The 15521-nt window shown below is 70.8% G+C and carries 14 protein-coding genes; 1 reads left to right on the plus strand and 13 read right to left on the minus strand.

What is annotated here, in order from left to right:
• Positions 1-321 precede the first annotated feature (321 nt).
• A complete protein-coding gene (locus C1A17_RS07400) occupies positions 322-1254 on the plus strand; it encodes an HhH-GPD family protein (protein WP_245873568.1) in 933 nt (310 codons plus the stop codon).
• Positions 1255-1396: 142 nt separating this feature from the next.
• On the opposite strand, the gene C1A17_RS07405 is transcribed toward C1A17_RS07400, so the two are convergent.
• From C1A17_RS07405 to folP, 13 genes are all read right to left on the minus strand, one after another.
• Complete coding sequence (locus C1A17_RS07405; RefSeq protein WP_101652302.1) at positions 1397-1963, minus strand: amino-acid N-acetyltransferase; 567 nt, start codon at positions 1961-1963, stop codon at positions 1397-1399.
• Positions 1964-2382: 419 nt separating this feature from the next.
• The gene (locus C1A17_RS07410; protein WP_101652304.1) at positions 2383-5001 is read right to left on the minus strand and encodes an ATP-dependent Clp protease ATP-binding subunit; all 2619 of its coding nucleotides are present in this window, start codon (positions 4999-5001) and stop codon (positions 2383-2385) included.
• A gap of 280 nt (positions 5002-5281) precedes the next feature.
• Entirely contained in the window at positions 5282-5626 is a 345-nt protein-coding gene (locus tag C1A17_RS07415; RefSeq protein ID WP_101652305.1) for a histone-like nucleoid-structuring protein Lsr2, read from the minus strand.
• Positions 5595-5840, minus strand: coding sequence for a hypothetical protein (locus C1A17_RS07420; protein ID WP_101652307.1), 246 nt, complete (start codon positions 5838-5840; stop codon positions 5595-5597). The genes C1A17_RS07415 and C1A17_RS07420 overlap by 32 nt, the downstream gene beginning before the upstream one ends.
• A 106-nt stretch (positions 5841-5946) precedes the next feature.
• The gene (lysS, locus tag C1A17_RS07425; RefSeq protein ID WP_101652309.1) at positions 5947-7482 is read right to left on the minus strand and encodes a lysine--tRNA ligase; all 1536 of its coding nucleotides are present in this window, start codon (positions 7480-7482) and stop codon (positions 5947-5949) included.
• 86 nt (positions 7483-7568) lie between these two features.
• Positions 7569-8462: a Rossmann-like and DUF2520 domain-containing protein gene (locus C1A17_RS07430; RefSeq protein WP_101652312.1), complete on the minus strand. Its 894-nt coding sequence runs from the start codon at positions 8460-8462 to the stop codon at positions 7569-7571.
• 174 nt (positions 8463-8636) lie between these two features.
• Positions 8637-9908, minus strand: a complete 1272-nt coding sequence (locus C1A17_RS07435) for a globin domain-containing protein (protein WP_101652314.1) — start codon at positions 9906-9908, stop codon at positions 8637-8639.
• The gene (locus C1A17_RS07440; protein WP_101652316.1) at positions 9905-10435 is read right to left on the minus strand and encodes an RrF2 family transcriptional regulator; all 531 of its coding nucleotides are present in this window, start codon (positions 10433-10435) and stop codon (positions 9905-9907) included. Before C1A17_RS07440 ends, C1A17_RS07435 begins: the two co-directional genes overlap by 4 nt.
• A gap of 56 nt (positions 10436-10491) precedes the next feature.
• Positions 10492-12612 carry a PH domain-containing protein gene (locus tag C1A17_RS07445; RefSeq protein ID WP_101652318.1) on the minus strand — a complete coding sequence of 707 codons (2121 nt, stop codon included), beginning with the start codon at positions 12610-12612 and terminating at the stop codon, positions 10492-10494.
• A gap of 6 nt (positions 12613-12618) precedes the next feature.
• Positions 12619-13113, minus strand: a complete 495-nt coding sequence (locus C1A17_RS07450; protein WP_101652320.1) for a PH domain-containing protein — start codon at positions 13111-13113, stop codon at positions 12619-12621.
• On the minus strand, positions 13110-13586 hold the full coding sequence (locus tag C1A17_RS07455; RefSeq protein ID WP_101652322.1) for a DUF3180 domain-containing protein: 477 nt from the start codon (positions 13584-13586) through the stop codon (positions 13110-13112). Before C1A17_RS07455 ends, C1A17_RS07450 begins: the two co-directional genes overlap by 4 nt.
• The gene (gene folK / locus C1A17_RS07460; RefSeq protein ID WP_101652324.1) at positions 13583-14671 is read right to left on the minus strand and encodes a 2-amino-4-hydroxy-6-hydroxymethyldihydropteridine diphosphokinase; all 1089 of its coding nucleotides are present in this window, start codon (positions 14669-14671) and stop codon (positions 13583-13585) included. Before folK ends, C1A17_RS07455 begins: the two co-directional genes overlap by 4 nt.
• Positions 14671-15519 carry a dihydropteroate synthase gene (gene folP, locus C1A17_RS07465; protein ID WP_101652326.1) on the minus strand — a complete coding sequence of 283 codons (849 nt, stop codon included), beginning with the start codon at positions 15517-15519 and terminating at the stop codon, positions 14671-14673. The genes folK and folP overlap by 1 nt, the downstream gene beginning before the upstream one ends.
• Between the last annotated feature and the right edge of the window lie 2 nt (positions 15520-15521).

Below are 15521 nucleotides of genomic sequence, written 5' to 3' on the forward strand. Positions count from 1 at the left end.
CCTGCGGTGCCGGTCCGGCGGCTGGTCGCGCCGCTCTTCGCCGCGGCCGCGGGGGTCTTCCGCCCACTAGACTTCCCGGAGGCGGAGCCGGAGCTGCGCGACCCGGCCCCGCGACCGGCGGACGAGGAGCGGCCGGCTCCACCGGAGCCTGCGGACCCCCCTGTGCGACGCGCGCCGGAGCGACCGGACGAGCGCGGGGGTTCGGAACCTGGGCCACAGGACGAAGGAGACATCATTCAGAGAGTAGATCGGCCGGAGCGAAAGCCGGGACAGACACTCCGCACCCCGGAGGATTCCCGGCTCCAGCGGGTCCGCACGACGGTGGTCGACTGGTTCGCCCGCCACGCCCGCGACCTGCCGTGGCGGGCGGCGGGGACCTCGGCCTGGGGCATTCTCGTGAGCGAGGTCATGTCGCAGCAGACCCCGATGGTGCGCGTCGCCCCGCGCTGGACGGAGTGGATGGACCGCTGGCCCACCCCGGCGGACCTCGCCGCCGCCTCCCCCGCCGAGGTGCTCCTCGCCTGGGACACCCTGGGCTACCCGCGCCGGGCCCTGCGGCTGCGCGAGACCGCCGTCGCGATCGCTGAGGAGCACGGGAACACCGTGCCCGTGGGCGAGGCTGCACTGCGCGCCCTCCCGGGGGTCGGCGACTACACCGCGGCGGCGGTGACCTCGTTCGCCCATCGCGCGCCGGCCACCGTCCTCGACGTCAACATCCGGCGGGTGCTCGGGCGCGTGTTCGCCGGTCGGTCGCACCCGACACCGGCACCCACCCGCAGGGAACGGGACTGGGCGGCGGCCCTCGTCCCGGGGACCGGTCACGTCGAGTGGAACGCCGGCCTCATGGAGCTCGGTGCTCTCGTGTGCACCTCGCGGAATCCCGACTGCGCGGCATGCCCGCTGCGCGGGGACTGCGACTGGTATGACGCCGGGCGGCCGATCGACCCGGCGCGCCGGCCGAGCACCCAGACCTGGCACGGCACCGACCGGCAGCTCCGGGGTGCGATCATGGCCGCTCTGCGCGCGGACCCGGACACGGAGGTGCCTGTGGCGCTGCTCGTCACGGAGACCGCCGACCTCGATCCCGAGGCGCTCACCGCGCTGCCGGATCCGGTCGAGGCAGCGGTGCTGCGCGTACGGGCGCTCGGCTCGGCCGAACGGGTGGCGCGGCTCGTCGCGGCACTCGTCGCCGACGGCCTCGCCGAGCGAACGGCCGGGGACGCCGGTGAGGAGCGCCTGCGCCTGCCGCGGTGAGGCGGTGACGCGCCTGCGATGGTGCCTGGCCTTCCCGGGCGCAGCGGGCGGGAGCAGCAGTGCGCAGAGGCGTGACTCGCTTGCGTTGGTGGCCCGCCCGCAACGGCGCCTGGCCGGCGGTGGCGACCGCACCTCGGGTGCGTCAGAGGTGCTTAAGCATCCGTGAGTTGCCGAGCGTGTTCGGCTTGACCCGCGCGAGGTCGAGGAACTCCGCGGTGCCCTCGTCGTGGGAGTGGAGGAGCTCGACGTACACCTCGGGTGACACCGGGGTGCCGGAGATCTCCTCGAAGCCGAGTGACTGGAAGAACCGGGTCTCGAAGGTCAGGCAGAACACCCGGGACACCCCGATGTCCCGCGCGTCGGCGAGGATCTGCTCCATGAGCGAGCGGCCGATCCCGCGGCCCCGGTAGTCCGGGTGGGTCGCCACGGTGCGCGCCTCGGCGAGGTCTTCCCACAGGACATGGAGGGCCGCGCACCCGACGACGACCTCGGGCCCGTCAGCGGGGCGGTCAACGACGAGCCGGAACTCCTGGAGGGACTCGAAGTAGTTGACCGGGTCCTTGGCGACGAGGATCCGCTCCTCGGCGAGGGGCTCGACGAGCGCCCGGATCGCTGCCACGTCCGGCGTCCGGGCCCGGCGGAGGAAGAGTCCGCTCGGCAGCTCGCGCGCTTCGGGCGCCGGAGGGGAGATCGGAGGTTGACCAGTCATCCGCCCATTCAACACCCGAGAGTGCAATTTCGGAAGGTTCCTGTGAGCCGATCCGCACGATTGTGCAAGGTCAGCGGGCCGGGACCGCGAACCCGACGTTTCAGCGAGCGGCGCGGAGCCCGCCTCGGACCAGGACGTCGCACGCCGGCTCGGTACCAAGGCTGCGTACCACTCGGGCATCACGTGCCATCACGGGTCCAGGCCCGAGGTGCCCCGAACTTCGCGTGCCGCCTCGGCCCCGGGCCCGAGGTGCCCCGGGCATCGCGTACCGCCTGGGCCCGACAGCGCAGATCCCGCGGCGCGACGGATGCGCCCCACCGCACTCGGATCCGACCGGGCACGGCCGCGCCGCCCCCAAACAGCAATTTCCTGCGGTTTCGTTCACAGAAACCGCAGGAAATTGCACTTTCAGGGGTGGGTCAGAGGGTGCGCTCGGCGCCTCCGGCCGCGGGGCCCTCGGACGACGGGGCGTCGCCCTCCGGATCCGCGTGCGAGGTGGCCGCCGCGTTGGCAGCACCCGCCTCCGGGATCGCTCCGCTCGAGTCCTCGGCGGACTCGTCGGCGCCCACGGCCACGGGTACCCGCGCGCTCTCGACGCCCTCGAAGGTGAACTTCGCGTCCGCCCCCTCGCCCTCGACGTCGACCTTGACGGTCTGGCCGGAGCGGAGCTCGTCGAACAGGATCCGCTCGGAGAGCTGGTCCTCGATCTCGGACTGGATGGTGCGGCGCAGCGGGCGCGCACCGAGGACCGGATCGTAGCCGCGCTCGGCGAGCAGGTTCTTCGCCTCCTGCGTGACCTCGACCTTCATGCCCTTGTCCGCCAGACGCTCGTCGAGACGGGCGAGGAACAGGTCGACGATCTTGACGATCTCCGGCTTGCTCAGCTGCGGGAACACGATGGTGTCGTCCACGCGGTTGAGGAACTCCGGCCGGAAGTGCTGCTTGAGCTCGTCGTTGACCCGCTGCTTCATCCGCTCGTACGAGGTCGTGGTGTCGCCCTCGACCTGGAAGCCGAGCTGCTGACCCTTGGCGATGTCACGGGTGCCGAGGTTCGTGGTCATGATGATGATGGTGTTCTTGAAGTCCACCTCACGACCCTGTGAATCCGTCAGACGCCCGTCCTCGAGGATCTGCAGCAGCGAGTTGAAGATGTCCGCGTGCGCCTTCTCGACCTCGTCGAAGAGGACCACGGAGAACGGCTTGCGCCGCACCTTCTCGGTGAGCTGGCCGCCCTCCTCGTACCCGACGTAGCCGGGGGGCGAGCCGAACAGCCGCGACACCGTGTGCTTCTCCGAGAACTCGCTCATGTCGAGCGAGATGAGCGAGGACTCGTCGCCGAACAGGAACTCCGCGAGCGCCTTGGCGAGCTCGGTCTTGCCGACGCCGGTGGGGCCGGCGAAGATGAACGAGCCCGAGGGGCGTTTGGGGTCCTTGAGGCCGGCGCGCGTGCGGCGGATCGCCCGGGACACCGACTTGATGGCGTCCTCCTGGCCGATGATCCGCTTGTGCAGCTCGTCCTCCATGCGGAGCAGCCGGGCCGACTCCTCCTCGGTGAGCTTGAAGATCGGGATGCCGGTCGCCGAGGCGAGCACATCGGCGATGAGCTCCTCGTCGACGATGGCCGAGCCGTTCTTCGCCCCCGAGCGCCAGTCCTTCTCGGCCTGGTCGCGCTGGGTCTGGAGCTTCATCTCCGCATCGCGCTCGTTCGCGGCGAGCTCGAAGTCCTGCGCGTCGATCGCCGCCTCCTTGCGGTGGCGGGCCTCGACGATCTTCTCCTCGAGCTCCTTGATCTCCGGCGGGGTCGACAGCCGCGAGATCCGCAGCTTCGCACCGGCCTCGTCGATGAGATCGATCGCCTTGTCCGGCAGGAACCGGTCGTTGATGTAGCGATCGGAGAGGTTGACCGCGCCGGCGAGCGCGCTGTCGGTGATCGTCACCTTGTGGTGCGACTCGTAGCGGTCCCGCAGTCCCTCGAGGATCTTGATGGCGTCGGACAGCGAGGGCTCCGGCACCTGGATCGGCTGGAACCGGCGCTCGAGCGCGGCGTCCTTCTCGATGTTCTTGCGGTACTCGTCGAGGGTGGTGGCACCGATCGTCTGGAGCTCGCCGCGGGCGAGCATCGGTTTGAGGATCGAGGCCGCGTCGATCGCACCCTCCGCCGCACCGGCGCCCACAAGGGTGTGGATCTCGTCGATGAAGAGGATGATGTCCCCGCGGGTGCGGATCTCCTTGAGCACCTTCTTCAGGCGCTCCTCGAAGTCACCGCGGTAGCGGGAGCCGGCGACGAGCGACCCGAGGTCGAGCGTGTAGAGCTGCTTGTCCTTGAGGGTCTCCGGCACCTCGTCGTTGACGATCTTCGCGGCCAGGCCCTCGACGACGGCGGTCTTGCCCACGCCGGGCTCGCCGATGAGGACGGGGTTGTTCTTGGTCCGGCGCGAGAGCACCTGCATGACCCGCTGCATCTGCTCCTCGCGGCCGATGACCGGATCGAGCTTGCCCTCGCGGGCGGCGGCGGTGAGGTTGCGTCCGAACTGATCGAGCACGAGCGAGCCGGAGGGGGTGCCCTCCTCGCGTCCGCCGGCGGACACCGGCTCCTTGCCCTGGTAGCCCGAGATGAGCTTGATGACTTCCTGGCGCACGCGGCCGAGGTCCGCGCCGAGCTTGACGAGCACCTGCGCGGCGACGCCCTCGCCCTCGCGGATGAGGCCGAGGAGGATGTGCTCGGTGCCGATGTACGTGTGGCCGAGCTGGAGGGCCTCGCGGAGGCTGAGCTCGAGGACCTTCTTGGCGCGCGGGGTGAACGGGATGTGCCCGCTGGGCGCCTGTTGCCCCTGTCCGATGATCTCGGTGACCTGGTCGCGGACCTGGTCGAGGGAGATGCCCATGCCTTCGAGGGCCTTGGCGGCGACGCCCTCGCCCTCGTGGATGAGGCCGAGCAGGATGTGCTCGGTGCCGATGTAGTTGTGCTTGAGCAGCTTGGCCTCTTCCTGCGCCAAGACCACCACGCGACGGGCACGATCTGTGAACCGTTCGAACATTTGCCCCTCCTGAGTCTGTGGATTCCTACGACTCTAACCAGGCTCCGCCGCGATTTATTGCGGTTTCGCGGTCAGCCGAAACGGATTCGGCTCACGGCGTAATCGCGGCAGCGGCGGGTGCTGCGAGAGCCTGTGCGGCGTATCGCGGAGGGTGCGGGAACGTCGAACTGCGGGGTATCTTCCGATCTGCGCGCAATTGCGTGCAGATCGGAAGATACCCCGCAGTTCGGTGACGTGAGCGCTCAGCTGCGGCGTGACCCGCAGTTCGACGCTACGAGCGTCAGTGAGCGGCGTCGTAGGCCTCGAACACCTCGGCCGGGATGCGGCCGCGGTCGGACACGTCGTGCCCGTTCTCCCGCGCCCAGGCGCGGACGGTCGAGGTGTCGGCACCGGTGCGCGAGGCGCTGCCGGTCGACGACGACCGCCGCCGGCCGGCCGGCCGCTGACGGCCGGCCACGCGGCGGGCCTTCTCGATGTAGGGGGCGAGCGTCTCGCGGAGCTTCTCCGCGTTCGCGTTCGACAGCTCGATCTCGTAGCTGTGCTGGTCGAGGGAGAAGCTCACGGTCTCCGCGGCGTCGGTGCCGTCGATGTCGTCAGTCAGGACGAGTTTCATCTCGCGTGCCATGGACAGGGTCCTTTCCGTATTCCGGATCGGCCCCGCGGGCCGGCTCCGTCGATTCCGCAGCGCCGTCCGGGCGCGCGTCGACGTCATCGTTCTCCGCATAGAAGCGATCCATTTCCCGCCGCTCGATGCTGTCCGCACGCACAACCGATCTGATGACATACCAGAAGAGAAGTCCCACGCAGATCGAGGGGAGGAGAACTTTGACGTATTCCATATCGAATCCTAACCGACGAATACCGACGATGCGAAAGAGCGGGCGAGAATATGATCTTGATTACACAGGAATTCGCGGGAATCGAAATTCCATTTCATCTGTCGAATCACTTCTCGAGCGGTTTAACGAGCGGGAAGAGCACCGTCTCCCGGATGCCCAGGCCGGTGAGCGCCATGAGCAGCCGGTCGATCCCCATGCCCATGCCGCCGCTCGGCGGCATGCCGTACTCCATCGCCATGAGGAACTCCTCGTCGACGGCCATCGCCTCGTCGTCGCCGCGGGCGGCGTCGCGGGCCTGCGCCTCGAAGCGCTCCCGCTGGATCACGGGGTCGATGAGCTCGGAGTATCCCGTGGCGAGCTCGAACCCGCGGACGTAGAGATCCCACTTCTCCACGACGCCCGGCTTGGACCGGTGCTCGCGGGTGAGCGGCGAGGTGTCGACCGGGAAGTCGACGACGAAGGTCGGTGCCCACAGGCGATCGGAGTAGAAGTGCTCCCACATCTCCTCGACGTATTTGCCGTGGCCGCGGAATACGCCCTCGAGATCGATCTCGAAACGCTCGGCGATTTCCGCGAGCTCGCCGACGGTGGTCTCCGGGGTGATCTGCTGCCCGACTTCCTCGGACAGCGAATCGTACATGCTCACGACCGCCCATTCGCCGCCGAAATCGTATTCGGTACCGTCGGACAGGGTGACCTGCATAGAACCGGTCGCGTCGCGGGCCGCATTCTGAATGAGCGTCTTCGTGAGATCAGCGATGGAATGATAATCGCCATATGCCTGATATGCCTCGAGCATGGCGAATTCCGGCGAATGCGTCGAATCGGCGCCCTCGTTGCGGAAATTGCGGTTGATCTCGAACACGTTGTCGAGACCGCCCACCACGGCGCGCTTGAGGAAGAGCTCCGGCGCGATCCGCAGGTACAGCTCCATGTCGTAGGCGTTCATGTGCGTGGTGAACGGACGGGCGGCGGCCCCGCCGTGGAGCGTCTGGAGCATCGGGGTCTCGATCTCCATGAAGCCCGACTCGTCGAAGGTGCGCCGCAGGGAGATCATGACGTCCGAGCGGAGCTTCACCGCCTGGCGCGCTGCATCGCGGGTGATGAGGTCGATGTAGCGCTGACGCACGCGGGTCTCGTCGGTGAGCTCGGTGTGGAGCGCGGGAAGCGGCCGGAGCGCCTTCGCCGCGAGCTTCCACTCCGTGGCCATGACCGACAGCTCGCCGCGCTTGGACTTGATGACCCGTCCGGTGAGGAACACGTGATCGCCGAGGTCGACGTCGGACTTCCACGCGTCGAGGCGGTCCTTGCCGACCTCCTTCTGCGAGAGCATGCCCTGGAGCCGGGTGCCGTCACCGGCCTGGAGGGTGACGAAGCAGAGCTTCCCGGTGTTGCGGAAGAACACGACGCGGCCGGCGACGGCGACGACGTCCTCGGTCTCCTCCCCATCCTCGAGGTCGGGGTGGGCGGCGCGCACCTCGGCCAGGGTGTGGGTGCGCGGCACCGCGACCGGGTACGGCTCGTCCCCCTCGGCGAGCAGCCGGGCGCGCTTGTCCTTGCGGATGCGAAGCTGTTCGGGATCGAGGTGGTCCGGGGCATCGGCCGAGGCGTCCTCGGCCTGGGCGGGAACGTGTTCTGGCATGATCCCAAGGCTACCGCCTGGCCCGGGCACGACAGGAATCGCCCGGGCCCGAGGTCCCGAGGCCAGCCCGGCCACCGGGAGCGCGGTCAGCTCTCGAGGAGCTCGATGATCCGCAGGGCGCGGGCGTCGTCGATCGTGCCGTTGCGCAGCGCTCGGGACACCGTCGCGCGCGCGAGCGCCCGGTAGGTGTCGTCGAGCTCCGTCGACCCGCTCGCGACCGCGTGCTCGGCGAGGGCCGCGAGGTGGGCGCGCACGGCGTCGACGTCGCCGCGGCTCACCGGCCCGGTGAGGGAGCCGGGCCCGGACTGCAGGGTGTTGTCGACGCTCGCGCGCATGAGCGAGGCGAGGACCCGCGGGGCGTCCTCGATGCCGAGGCCGGCGAGCGCCTCGAGCGCCTGGGACAGGATCACCACCGTGTGGTTCGAAGCGTGGGCGATCGCTGCGTGGTAGAGCGGCCGGTCGGCCTCGGCGACGACGATCGGTTCGGCGCCCATCTCGACGACGAGCGCCTGCCCGATCGGGAGGACGGTGCGCGCGGCGGTGACGGCGATCGTCGCCTCGCGCAGCCGGGCGAGGTCCATGCTCGTCCCGGTGAACGACAGCGAGGGGTGGAGCGCGATGGTGATCGCCCCGGCCCGGGCGGCGGGCTCGAGCACCTCGGTGCCGAACCGGCCGGCGCAGTGGAGGACGATCTGCCCGGGCTTGAACCGGCCGAGGCGGGCGAGCCCGGACACGAGCTCGCCGAGCACGTCGTCAGTCACGGTGAAGAGGACGACCTCGGCGCGCTCGACGACGGTCTCGATGTCGAGCACGGGGGCGCCCGGGAGCATCGCCTCGGCCCGGTCGCGGCTCGCCTCGGAAGAGGCGGTGACGCCGACGATCGCGTGGCCGGCCGCTCGCAGCGCGCGACCGATGACCGCGCCGACCTTGCCGCAGCCGATGACGCCGACTCCCAGCCGCGTCTCGTCCTCGTGGTTCATCGTCTCCCCTCCCTGGGCCCGCGCCCCGCGCGGGCCGGTCGCCCCCAGGCTACCCGGGTGGGCGCGGGACGCACCGGAGCGCCCGCCGGACGTCTGGGATGCACGTCCGGCGGGCGCTCCGAGTGGCTGCGGGCGGACGCTCCGATCAGTCCGCCGGTGCCGGGGCCTCGCCGCTCAGGCGTCGAGCAGCCAGTCGTTCGGCGCGAACAGCTCGTAGTGGACGTCCTTCGCATCGATCCCGCGCTCGGAGAGCTGAGAGCGGATGAACTGGAGGAAGCCGTTCGAGCCGCAGATGTAGACGCTCGCGCCCTCCGGCAGGTCGACCTCGCCGAGGTTCATGAAGCCCTCGCGGACCTCGCCGCGCAGCCCGGCATCCGGGGTCCCGGCGCCGTACCAGGTGATGGCCGAGCCGTTGGCCAGGCCATCGGCGTAGCCGGTGCGGGCGGCGGCGAAGGCGTCGACCTCGGCGGAGTCGTCGGCATGGAGTGCGACGACGGTCCGGTCCGAGGAGTCCGCGGCGAGGCGGTCGAGCATCCCGAGCATCGGGGTGACGCCGATGCCGGCGGAGATGAGGACGACGGGATTCGTCGCCTGGGCATCGAGCACGAGGTCGCCGGCGGGCAGCGTGACCTCGAGCGCGTCGCCTGCGTTGATCGTGTCGGCGAGCCAGTTGGACACCTCGCCGTCGGGCGCCTCGTCGACGCCCCGGACGCGCTTGACCGCGAAGGACAGCTCGCCGGACGCACCGCTGCCGCCGGTGACGAGCGAGTACTGCCGGAGCTGGCGCGCTCCGTCGGGCAGACGGGCACCGACCGACACGTACTGGCCCGGCAGGTGGCCGGGCAGGTCGGCCGACCCCTCGGCGGCCCGGACTGTGAAGTGGGTGATCTCTCCTGGCAGCTCCTTCCGGTCGACGACGGTCGTCTGCCGGAACACGTCGCCGGGTTCCACCTGTGCGGAGCGGTAGAGGTCGTACTCGAAGTCGGTGAGGACGTCGGCCATGAGCCAGTAGACGGAATCCCAGGCAGCGGCGACGTCGGGGGTGACGGTGTCCTCGCCGAGCACCTCGACGATCGCGGCGAAGAGGTTGTCGTGGACGATCTGATACTGGTCCTTGGTGATGCCGAGCGACACGTGCTTGTGCCCGATCCGCGAGAGCAGATTCACCGGGGCCGGGGCCTCCGGGTCGACGAGCATGGTGGCGAAGGTCGCGATCGAGGCGGCGAGCGCGCGCTGCTGGGCGCCCTGCTTCTGGTTGCCGCGGTTGAAGGTGTCGGCGATGAGCTCGGGGTGGGCCTCGAACATGCGGGAGTAGAAGTTCGGGGTGATCTCGTCGATCTTCGATCCGACGAGCGGCAGGGTCGCCCGGATGGTCTCCTCGTGCTCGGGGGTGAGCCCGATCGATTCGAGTTCCTTCTCGTCGAGGTAGAGGTCGGCAGTGCTCATGGATTCTCCTGTTCGATGACGGGTGATGCGCCCGCCGCGGTGGTGCGGCGGGTCTGAGCGGTGCGGTGGAACGTCGAGGGGTCGTCGGCCGATGCACTCCCGCGCGGGGCGGAGAGCAGGGTGAGGAGGAAGGGCCCGGTGGGCGAGTCGACGAGTTCGCCGAGGGTCGCCTCGTCGAGGACGGCGAGGAACGCCTGCTCGGCGCGGTCGAGGAGATTCTTGAGGCGACAGCTCCCCCGGAGCGGGCAGGTCGAGCAGTCGACGACGCCGGCACCTTCGAGTTCGCGCACGACCGAGCCGACGGTCCGGGTACGACCCGCGGCAGTGAGGCTGAGGCCGCCGGAGCGGCCACGGCGGGATTCGACGACGTCGAGGGTTACGAGCCGGGAGACGATCTTGGCGAGGTGGGTCTCCGAGGCGTCGAGCGCCTGGGCCAATTCACCGGTGGTCATGCGCGCACCCGCCTCCGCGCTCGCGAGCATCATGAGCACGCGGAGCCCGAGATCGGTGAAGCGGGTGAGCTGCATGGCTCCACCGTATCCAAATCGGAGTACTGAACTCCACTTTCAGGGAGTGAGCTGGATCACACCCCGTCCGGCGGCGCGGGATCCACCGCGTCGCGGGTGAACCGGGTGCTGGGCCCGTCCGCCGCCCCGTCGGCGAGCCGACCGCCGGGCGCCTGTGAAGCGTCGCGGGCCCGGGGTTCTCCCTGCACCTCCGGCGACTCGTGGGCGAACCGACCGCCTTGCACCTCCGCGGCATCATCCGCTCCCGGCCCGCTGTGCGCGTCGATGGCGGCCCGCGCCCGCCGGGTGACCTCGGCGTGCTCGAAGAAGAACGCCTCGGCATCGGCCGCGTCGAGGTGGTGGACGCGCGGTTTGGCCGGTCCGGCGGTCGAGTGGAGGTCGACGCTCGCGAGTCCGAGCGCCCGCTGGACGGGTCCGGCGGACAGCCGCATCGACTGGACGCGGGCGTGGGGCACGCACACGACCTCGCGGCCGAGCCGCCCGTGCCGGATGACGAGCATGCTGCCGGTCGCAGCCCGCCCGTTCCGCTTATAGGTCAGCGGGTCGAGCCACTTCGAGGCCGGCGCCTGGCCGCGGAAGAGCGCTTCGGCGGCCTGCGCCTCGGCGTGTTCTCGGGACTCCGCGGCCTGCCCTTCCGCGTATCCGCGGGACTCCGCGTCCGATGCCGCACCGTGCTCTGCGGCCCGGCCATCCGGTGTCCCAGGATCCCCTGTGGTCCGTGCGAGGGCCAGGCTGCGGTCGGCGTACATCGCCTGGACCATGAGCGCCCTCCCGCTCACTCCGTGCGGCACCTCCGGATGCGGCAGCACGAGCCCGAGCATGAGCAGGCACTGGTCGAGGCTGCCGACCGGGAGCAGGGTCGTCGACTTCTTCTCCTCCTCGGCCTGTCCGGCGATCGTGTACTCCGCCCGCCACCAGTCGGTCATCCGCCACAGGAGCGGCTGGCTGAGCTTGACGGCCTGGATCCGGTCGAGCGGGATGATCCGCCGGGTCGTCGTGGTGAGCCCGTGGGTCACGGTGAGGCCGTCCTCGCTCACCGCCACGGAGAAGTTCGCCTCGTCCAGGGGCCTCTTGAGCACGGCGAATCCGGCGGCGATGGCGGGGAAGACGCCCGCCGCGGTGGCCGCGACGGCCTGCCATAGACCGAGCACGGCGAGCACGATGAGCGCGATGACGGCGCCGAACACGAATAGTGCGGTGATGATCGTCTCGGTCGAGAGGATGCCGGACAGGAGGACGGTGTGCGCGGGGATGCGGAGGATCCGGCCGTCGTCCTCAGCCCGGGCCCGCACGCGATAGGGAGCGAGCACCTCGGTGATCGTGCGGCTCAGGTCCTCGCCCACCCCGGCCGCCGTCGGCTCGATGCTCGCAAGGATGCGGCCGCCGAGGTTGGTAGCCGGGGTCCGATGCCCGGCACCTCGGGCGCGGGGCGCGCTCCCGGGGCCGGATGCGGCGTCGGCAGGGCGCGGGCCGGGGGCGGAACCGGCTACCGCCTCGCGGCCGGGGTCGGTGTGCCCACCCGCGGCCTGCCCATCCCCGAGGTGCGAGGGCGCACCAGCCGGTTTCGCCGTCCCGGCCGCCTCCGCTGCGCGCAGGGTGCGGACGCGTTCGAGGAGCGCGTCGCGCAGCTCCTCGGCCCGGGCCCTGGCGAGGTACTCGAGGTCGACTGACGAGCCCTTGCCCCCGGCGACGTCGAACCGCAAGGCGGCGAGGCCGAAGAGTCGCGGGACGAGCGGCTGGTTGATGTCGATGGCCTGGACCCGGTCGAGGCGGGCGCTCCGGTGCTGGCGGTTGAGCAGGCCCTGCCGCAGGTAGATGGAATCGTCGTCGATGTGGAAGCCGGTGCGCCGCCAGATCAGCCAGTTGAGGACTGCGACGAGCGCGATGAAGCCGAGGATCCCGCCGACGATCCCGAGGAGGACGAGCGGGTGCTCGAGCAGCCAGCCCACCGGCCCGTCGGAGGCGGTCGCGGCACCGCTGATGATGTCCTGGAGGAACTGCTGGCTCTGGGCGAGGATCACACCGACCGATGCGACGATGAAGACCCAGCTCTTGAGCGCCGGGGTGAGCGGGTGGACCCGGCGCCAGGTGGTGAAGTCCGTCGAGGACCCGGTGGGGGCCGGACCGACGGGGTCAGGACGCGGATCCTCGGGTCCGGGGTGCGGTGTCGCGCTCATCGGCGATCACAGCCCCGCGAGGCGGGCCTCGCCGCGGGCGGCGAGTGCATCGCGCAGACGGTCGGCCTCGGCTGCGGGGAGCCCGGGGATCGACGCATCGGTCGAGGCCGACGCGGTGTGGAGTTCGACGGTGGCGAGTCCGAGCATCCGATCGATCGGTCCGGACTTGACGTCGACGAACTGCATGCGGCCGAACGGCACGACGGTCGTCGAGCGGAAGAGGATCCCGCGGCGGATGAGCAGGTCGTCCGCGCGCTCCGCATAGCCGAGGCGGCGCACCTGCCGGACGATGACGATCGCGGTCCACACCGTGATGACGAGCGAGAGCCCGAGCCCGGCCCACATCCACGGCCGGAACCCGGCGAAGATCACGCCGAGCACGATGAGAGCGATGACGGTCGGGAGCATCCACAGGACGAGGCCCGGGAGGTGGGCCCACACGAGCTTGGGACTCACCGGGTTGAAGTCGATGCGGGTCGGGGGCGGCTGAGGGGAGGTCATGCGAGATCGGCTCCTGAGGGGTCGGTGCCGGCGGTGTCGTCGGGCGGGAGGCGGCAGTCGGATTCGACGATGAGTCCGACGACCATGAGGATCGCGGAGGCCGCGACGGCCAGGAGCATCCCGAGGGCGGCACTCGCCCGCACCCCGCCGGCACTGATGAAGAGGTAGGCGGCAGCACCGAGGTACCAGCCGCTCAGCAGCGACCCGGCGAGCGAGGCCGCCTTGGCGAGCATCGCGGTGCGAGCGGCGGCGACGTGGTCGATCTCGCGGGTGCGGTCCCCCTCGTTCCATTTCTTGATGGGGCGGCCGAGCAGGAGGAGGACGATCGAGAGCACGATCATGCCGAGGATCGCCGGCCACGGCAGACCTGGCAGCGCCTGACCCAGCGTCTCCCAGACGTAGTGGAAGGCGAGTGCGGCGATGAGGCCGATGACGCCCCAGGAGATCAGCTGCTTCGTCGTCGTCTGCTTCATCGCGGCCCCGGATCCTCGGCATTCCGGTTCTGCCCCGGATCCTCTGCCTCCCGGGCCGGCGGCCACAGGACGTCCGACGTGCGTTCGATGCCGTCGGCATCGGCGGCGCGGGCGAGCGCATCGTCGAGGGTGAGCGTCTCCCCCGATCCGTCCGGGCCGTTCAGTCGCACCCGGGCGGCGGGCGCGATGTCGCGCCACGGGGCGAGGACGAAGGCGCGCTCGGCCGCCCGCGGATGGGGCAGTTCGAGGCGCGGGCGGGTCAGGCGCAGCTCGCGGTCCGGGTCGTCGGGGTCGAACCCGGCCGGGGTGCAGCGGATGAGGTCGATGTCGAGGGTGCGCGGACCCCAGCGCACCTCGCGGGTGCGGTGGCCGGCGATCTCGATGCCCTGGGCCACGCCGAGGAGTTCGGCCGGCGTGAGCGCGGTGTCGACGACGACGGCGGCGTTGAGGAAGTCGGGCTGCTCGACCCCGCCTACGGGCGCGGTGCGGTAGATGTGCGAGCCGGCGAGGACGGCGATGTGCGGGTGGCGGTCGAGGGCGGCGACCGCGCCGAGGAGTGCGGCGCGGGCGTCCCCGAGGTTCGCTCCGAGCGCGAGCACCGCGCGCAGTCCGCCCGCGGCAGCCGCGTCGGGGCTGGCGGGACCTGATCCGGGCGCCGCGGATGCGGAATCGCCGGCAACGACGGCGTCGGACTCGACGGCCGCGCTCCTCCCGGCCGCCTCGGTATCCCAGCCCTCCCGCGTGCGGGTGACGGTGACGGACACGTCGTCGAAGGCGTGCGGGATCGGGGCCTGCGGTTTGTGGACGGTGACGGTGATCGCCGGGCAGTGGGCCAGGCAGCGCCGGGCGATCGCCTGCGCGACGGACTCGATGAGGTCGAACGGCTCACCTTCGATGACGGCGACCGCCTCCTCGGCGAGCACTCCGTAGTCGACGGTGTCGGCGAGCGCGTCCCCGGTGCCGGCCGGTGCGAGGTCGAGCGGCACCTCGAGGTCGACGACGAACGCCTGCCCGTCCGCGCGCTCGTGGTCGAACACCCCGTGGTGTCCGCGGGCGCGCAGCCCGGTGAGCCGGATCCGGTCCATCAGGGATCCTCGGGCAGGGGCAGCGGGGGTGCGGTGGACGCATGGTCGGCGATCGCCTCGGCGACCTGCACGGCGATGCGCGAGGTCCGCGGATCGTGGACGCGCACCGCCCAGGCACCGGCCCGGGCGGCCATCGCGCTGAGTGCGGCGGTCGCGGCGTCCCGGTCCTCGTTCGTCACCCGGGAGGGATCCTGCGGGTCCAGGAGCGAGGCGAGGAACCGCTTGCGGGAGCCGGCGACCAGAAGGCGGAAGCCCATGTCGACGAGGGTGTCGAGACCTGCCATGAGCTGCCAGTTGTGCTCGGCGTCCTTGGAGAAGCCCAGGCCGGGATCGAGAATGATGTCGGCCTCGGCGACCCCGGCGGCGAGCGCGGCGTCGATGCGGGCGGAGAGCTCGGTGCGCACCTCGGCGACGACGTCGTCATAGGTGTACTCGGCGTGCGCGTCGGTGAGGAGGCCGCGCCAGTGCATGAGGATGACCGGGGCGCCGGTCTGCGCGGCGACGGCGAGCATCTCCGGCTCGGCCTGCCCGGCGGACACGTCGTTGATGATGTGCGCGCCGGCGTCGAGGGCGGCGCGGGCGACCTCCGCACGCATGGTGTCGACGCTGATCACCGCGCCCTGCCGGGCGAGTTCCCGGGTGACGGGGACGACGCGGGCCATCTCCTCGTCGACCGGCACCCGCACGGAGCCGGGCCGGGTGGACTCGCCGCCGATGTCGATGATGTCGGCGCCGGCCTCGAGGAGGTCGATGCCGTGGGAGACGGCGGCGTCGAAGTCGAGCCAGTGCCCGCCGTCGGAGAACGAGTCCGCGGTGACGTTGAGGACGCCCATGATCTTCGTCCGCATCC

The organism is Brevibacterium ihuae (assembly GCF_900184225.1).
Lineage (GTDB): Bacteria > Actinomycetota > Actinomycetes > Actinomycetales > Brevibacteriaceae > Brevibacterium > Brevibacterium ihuae.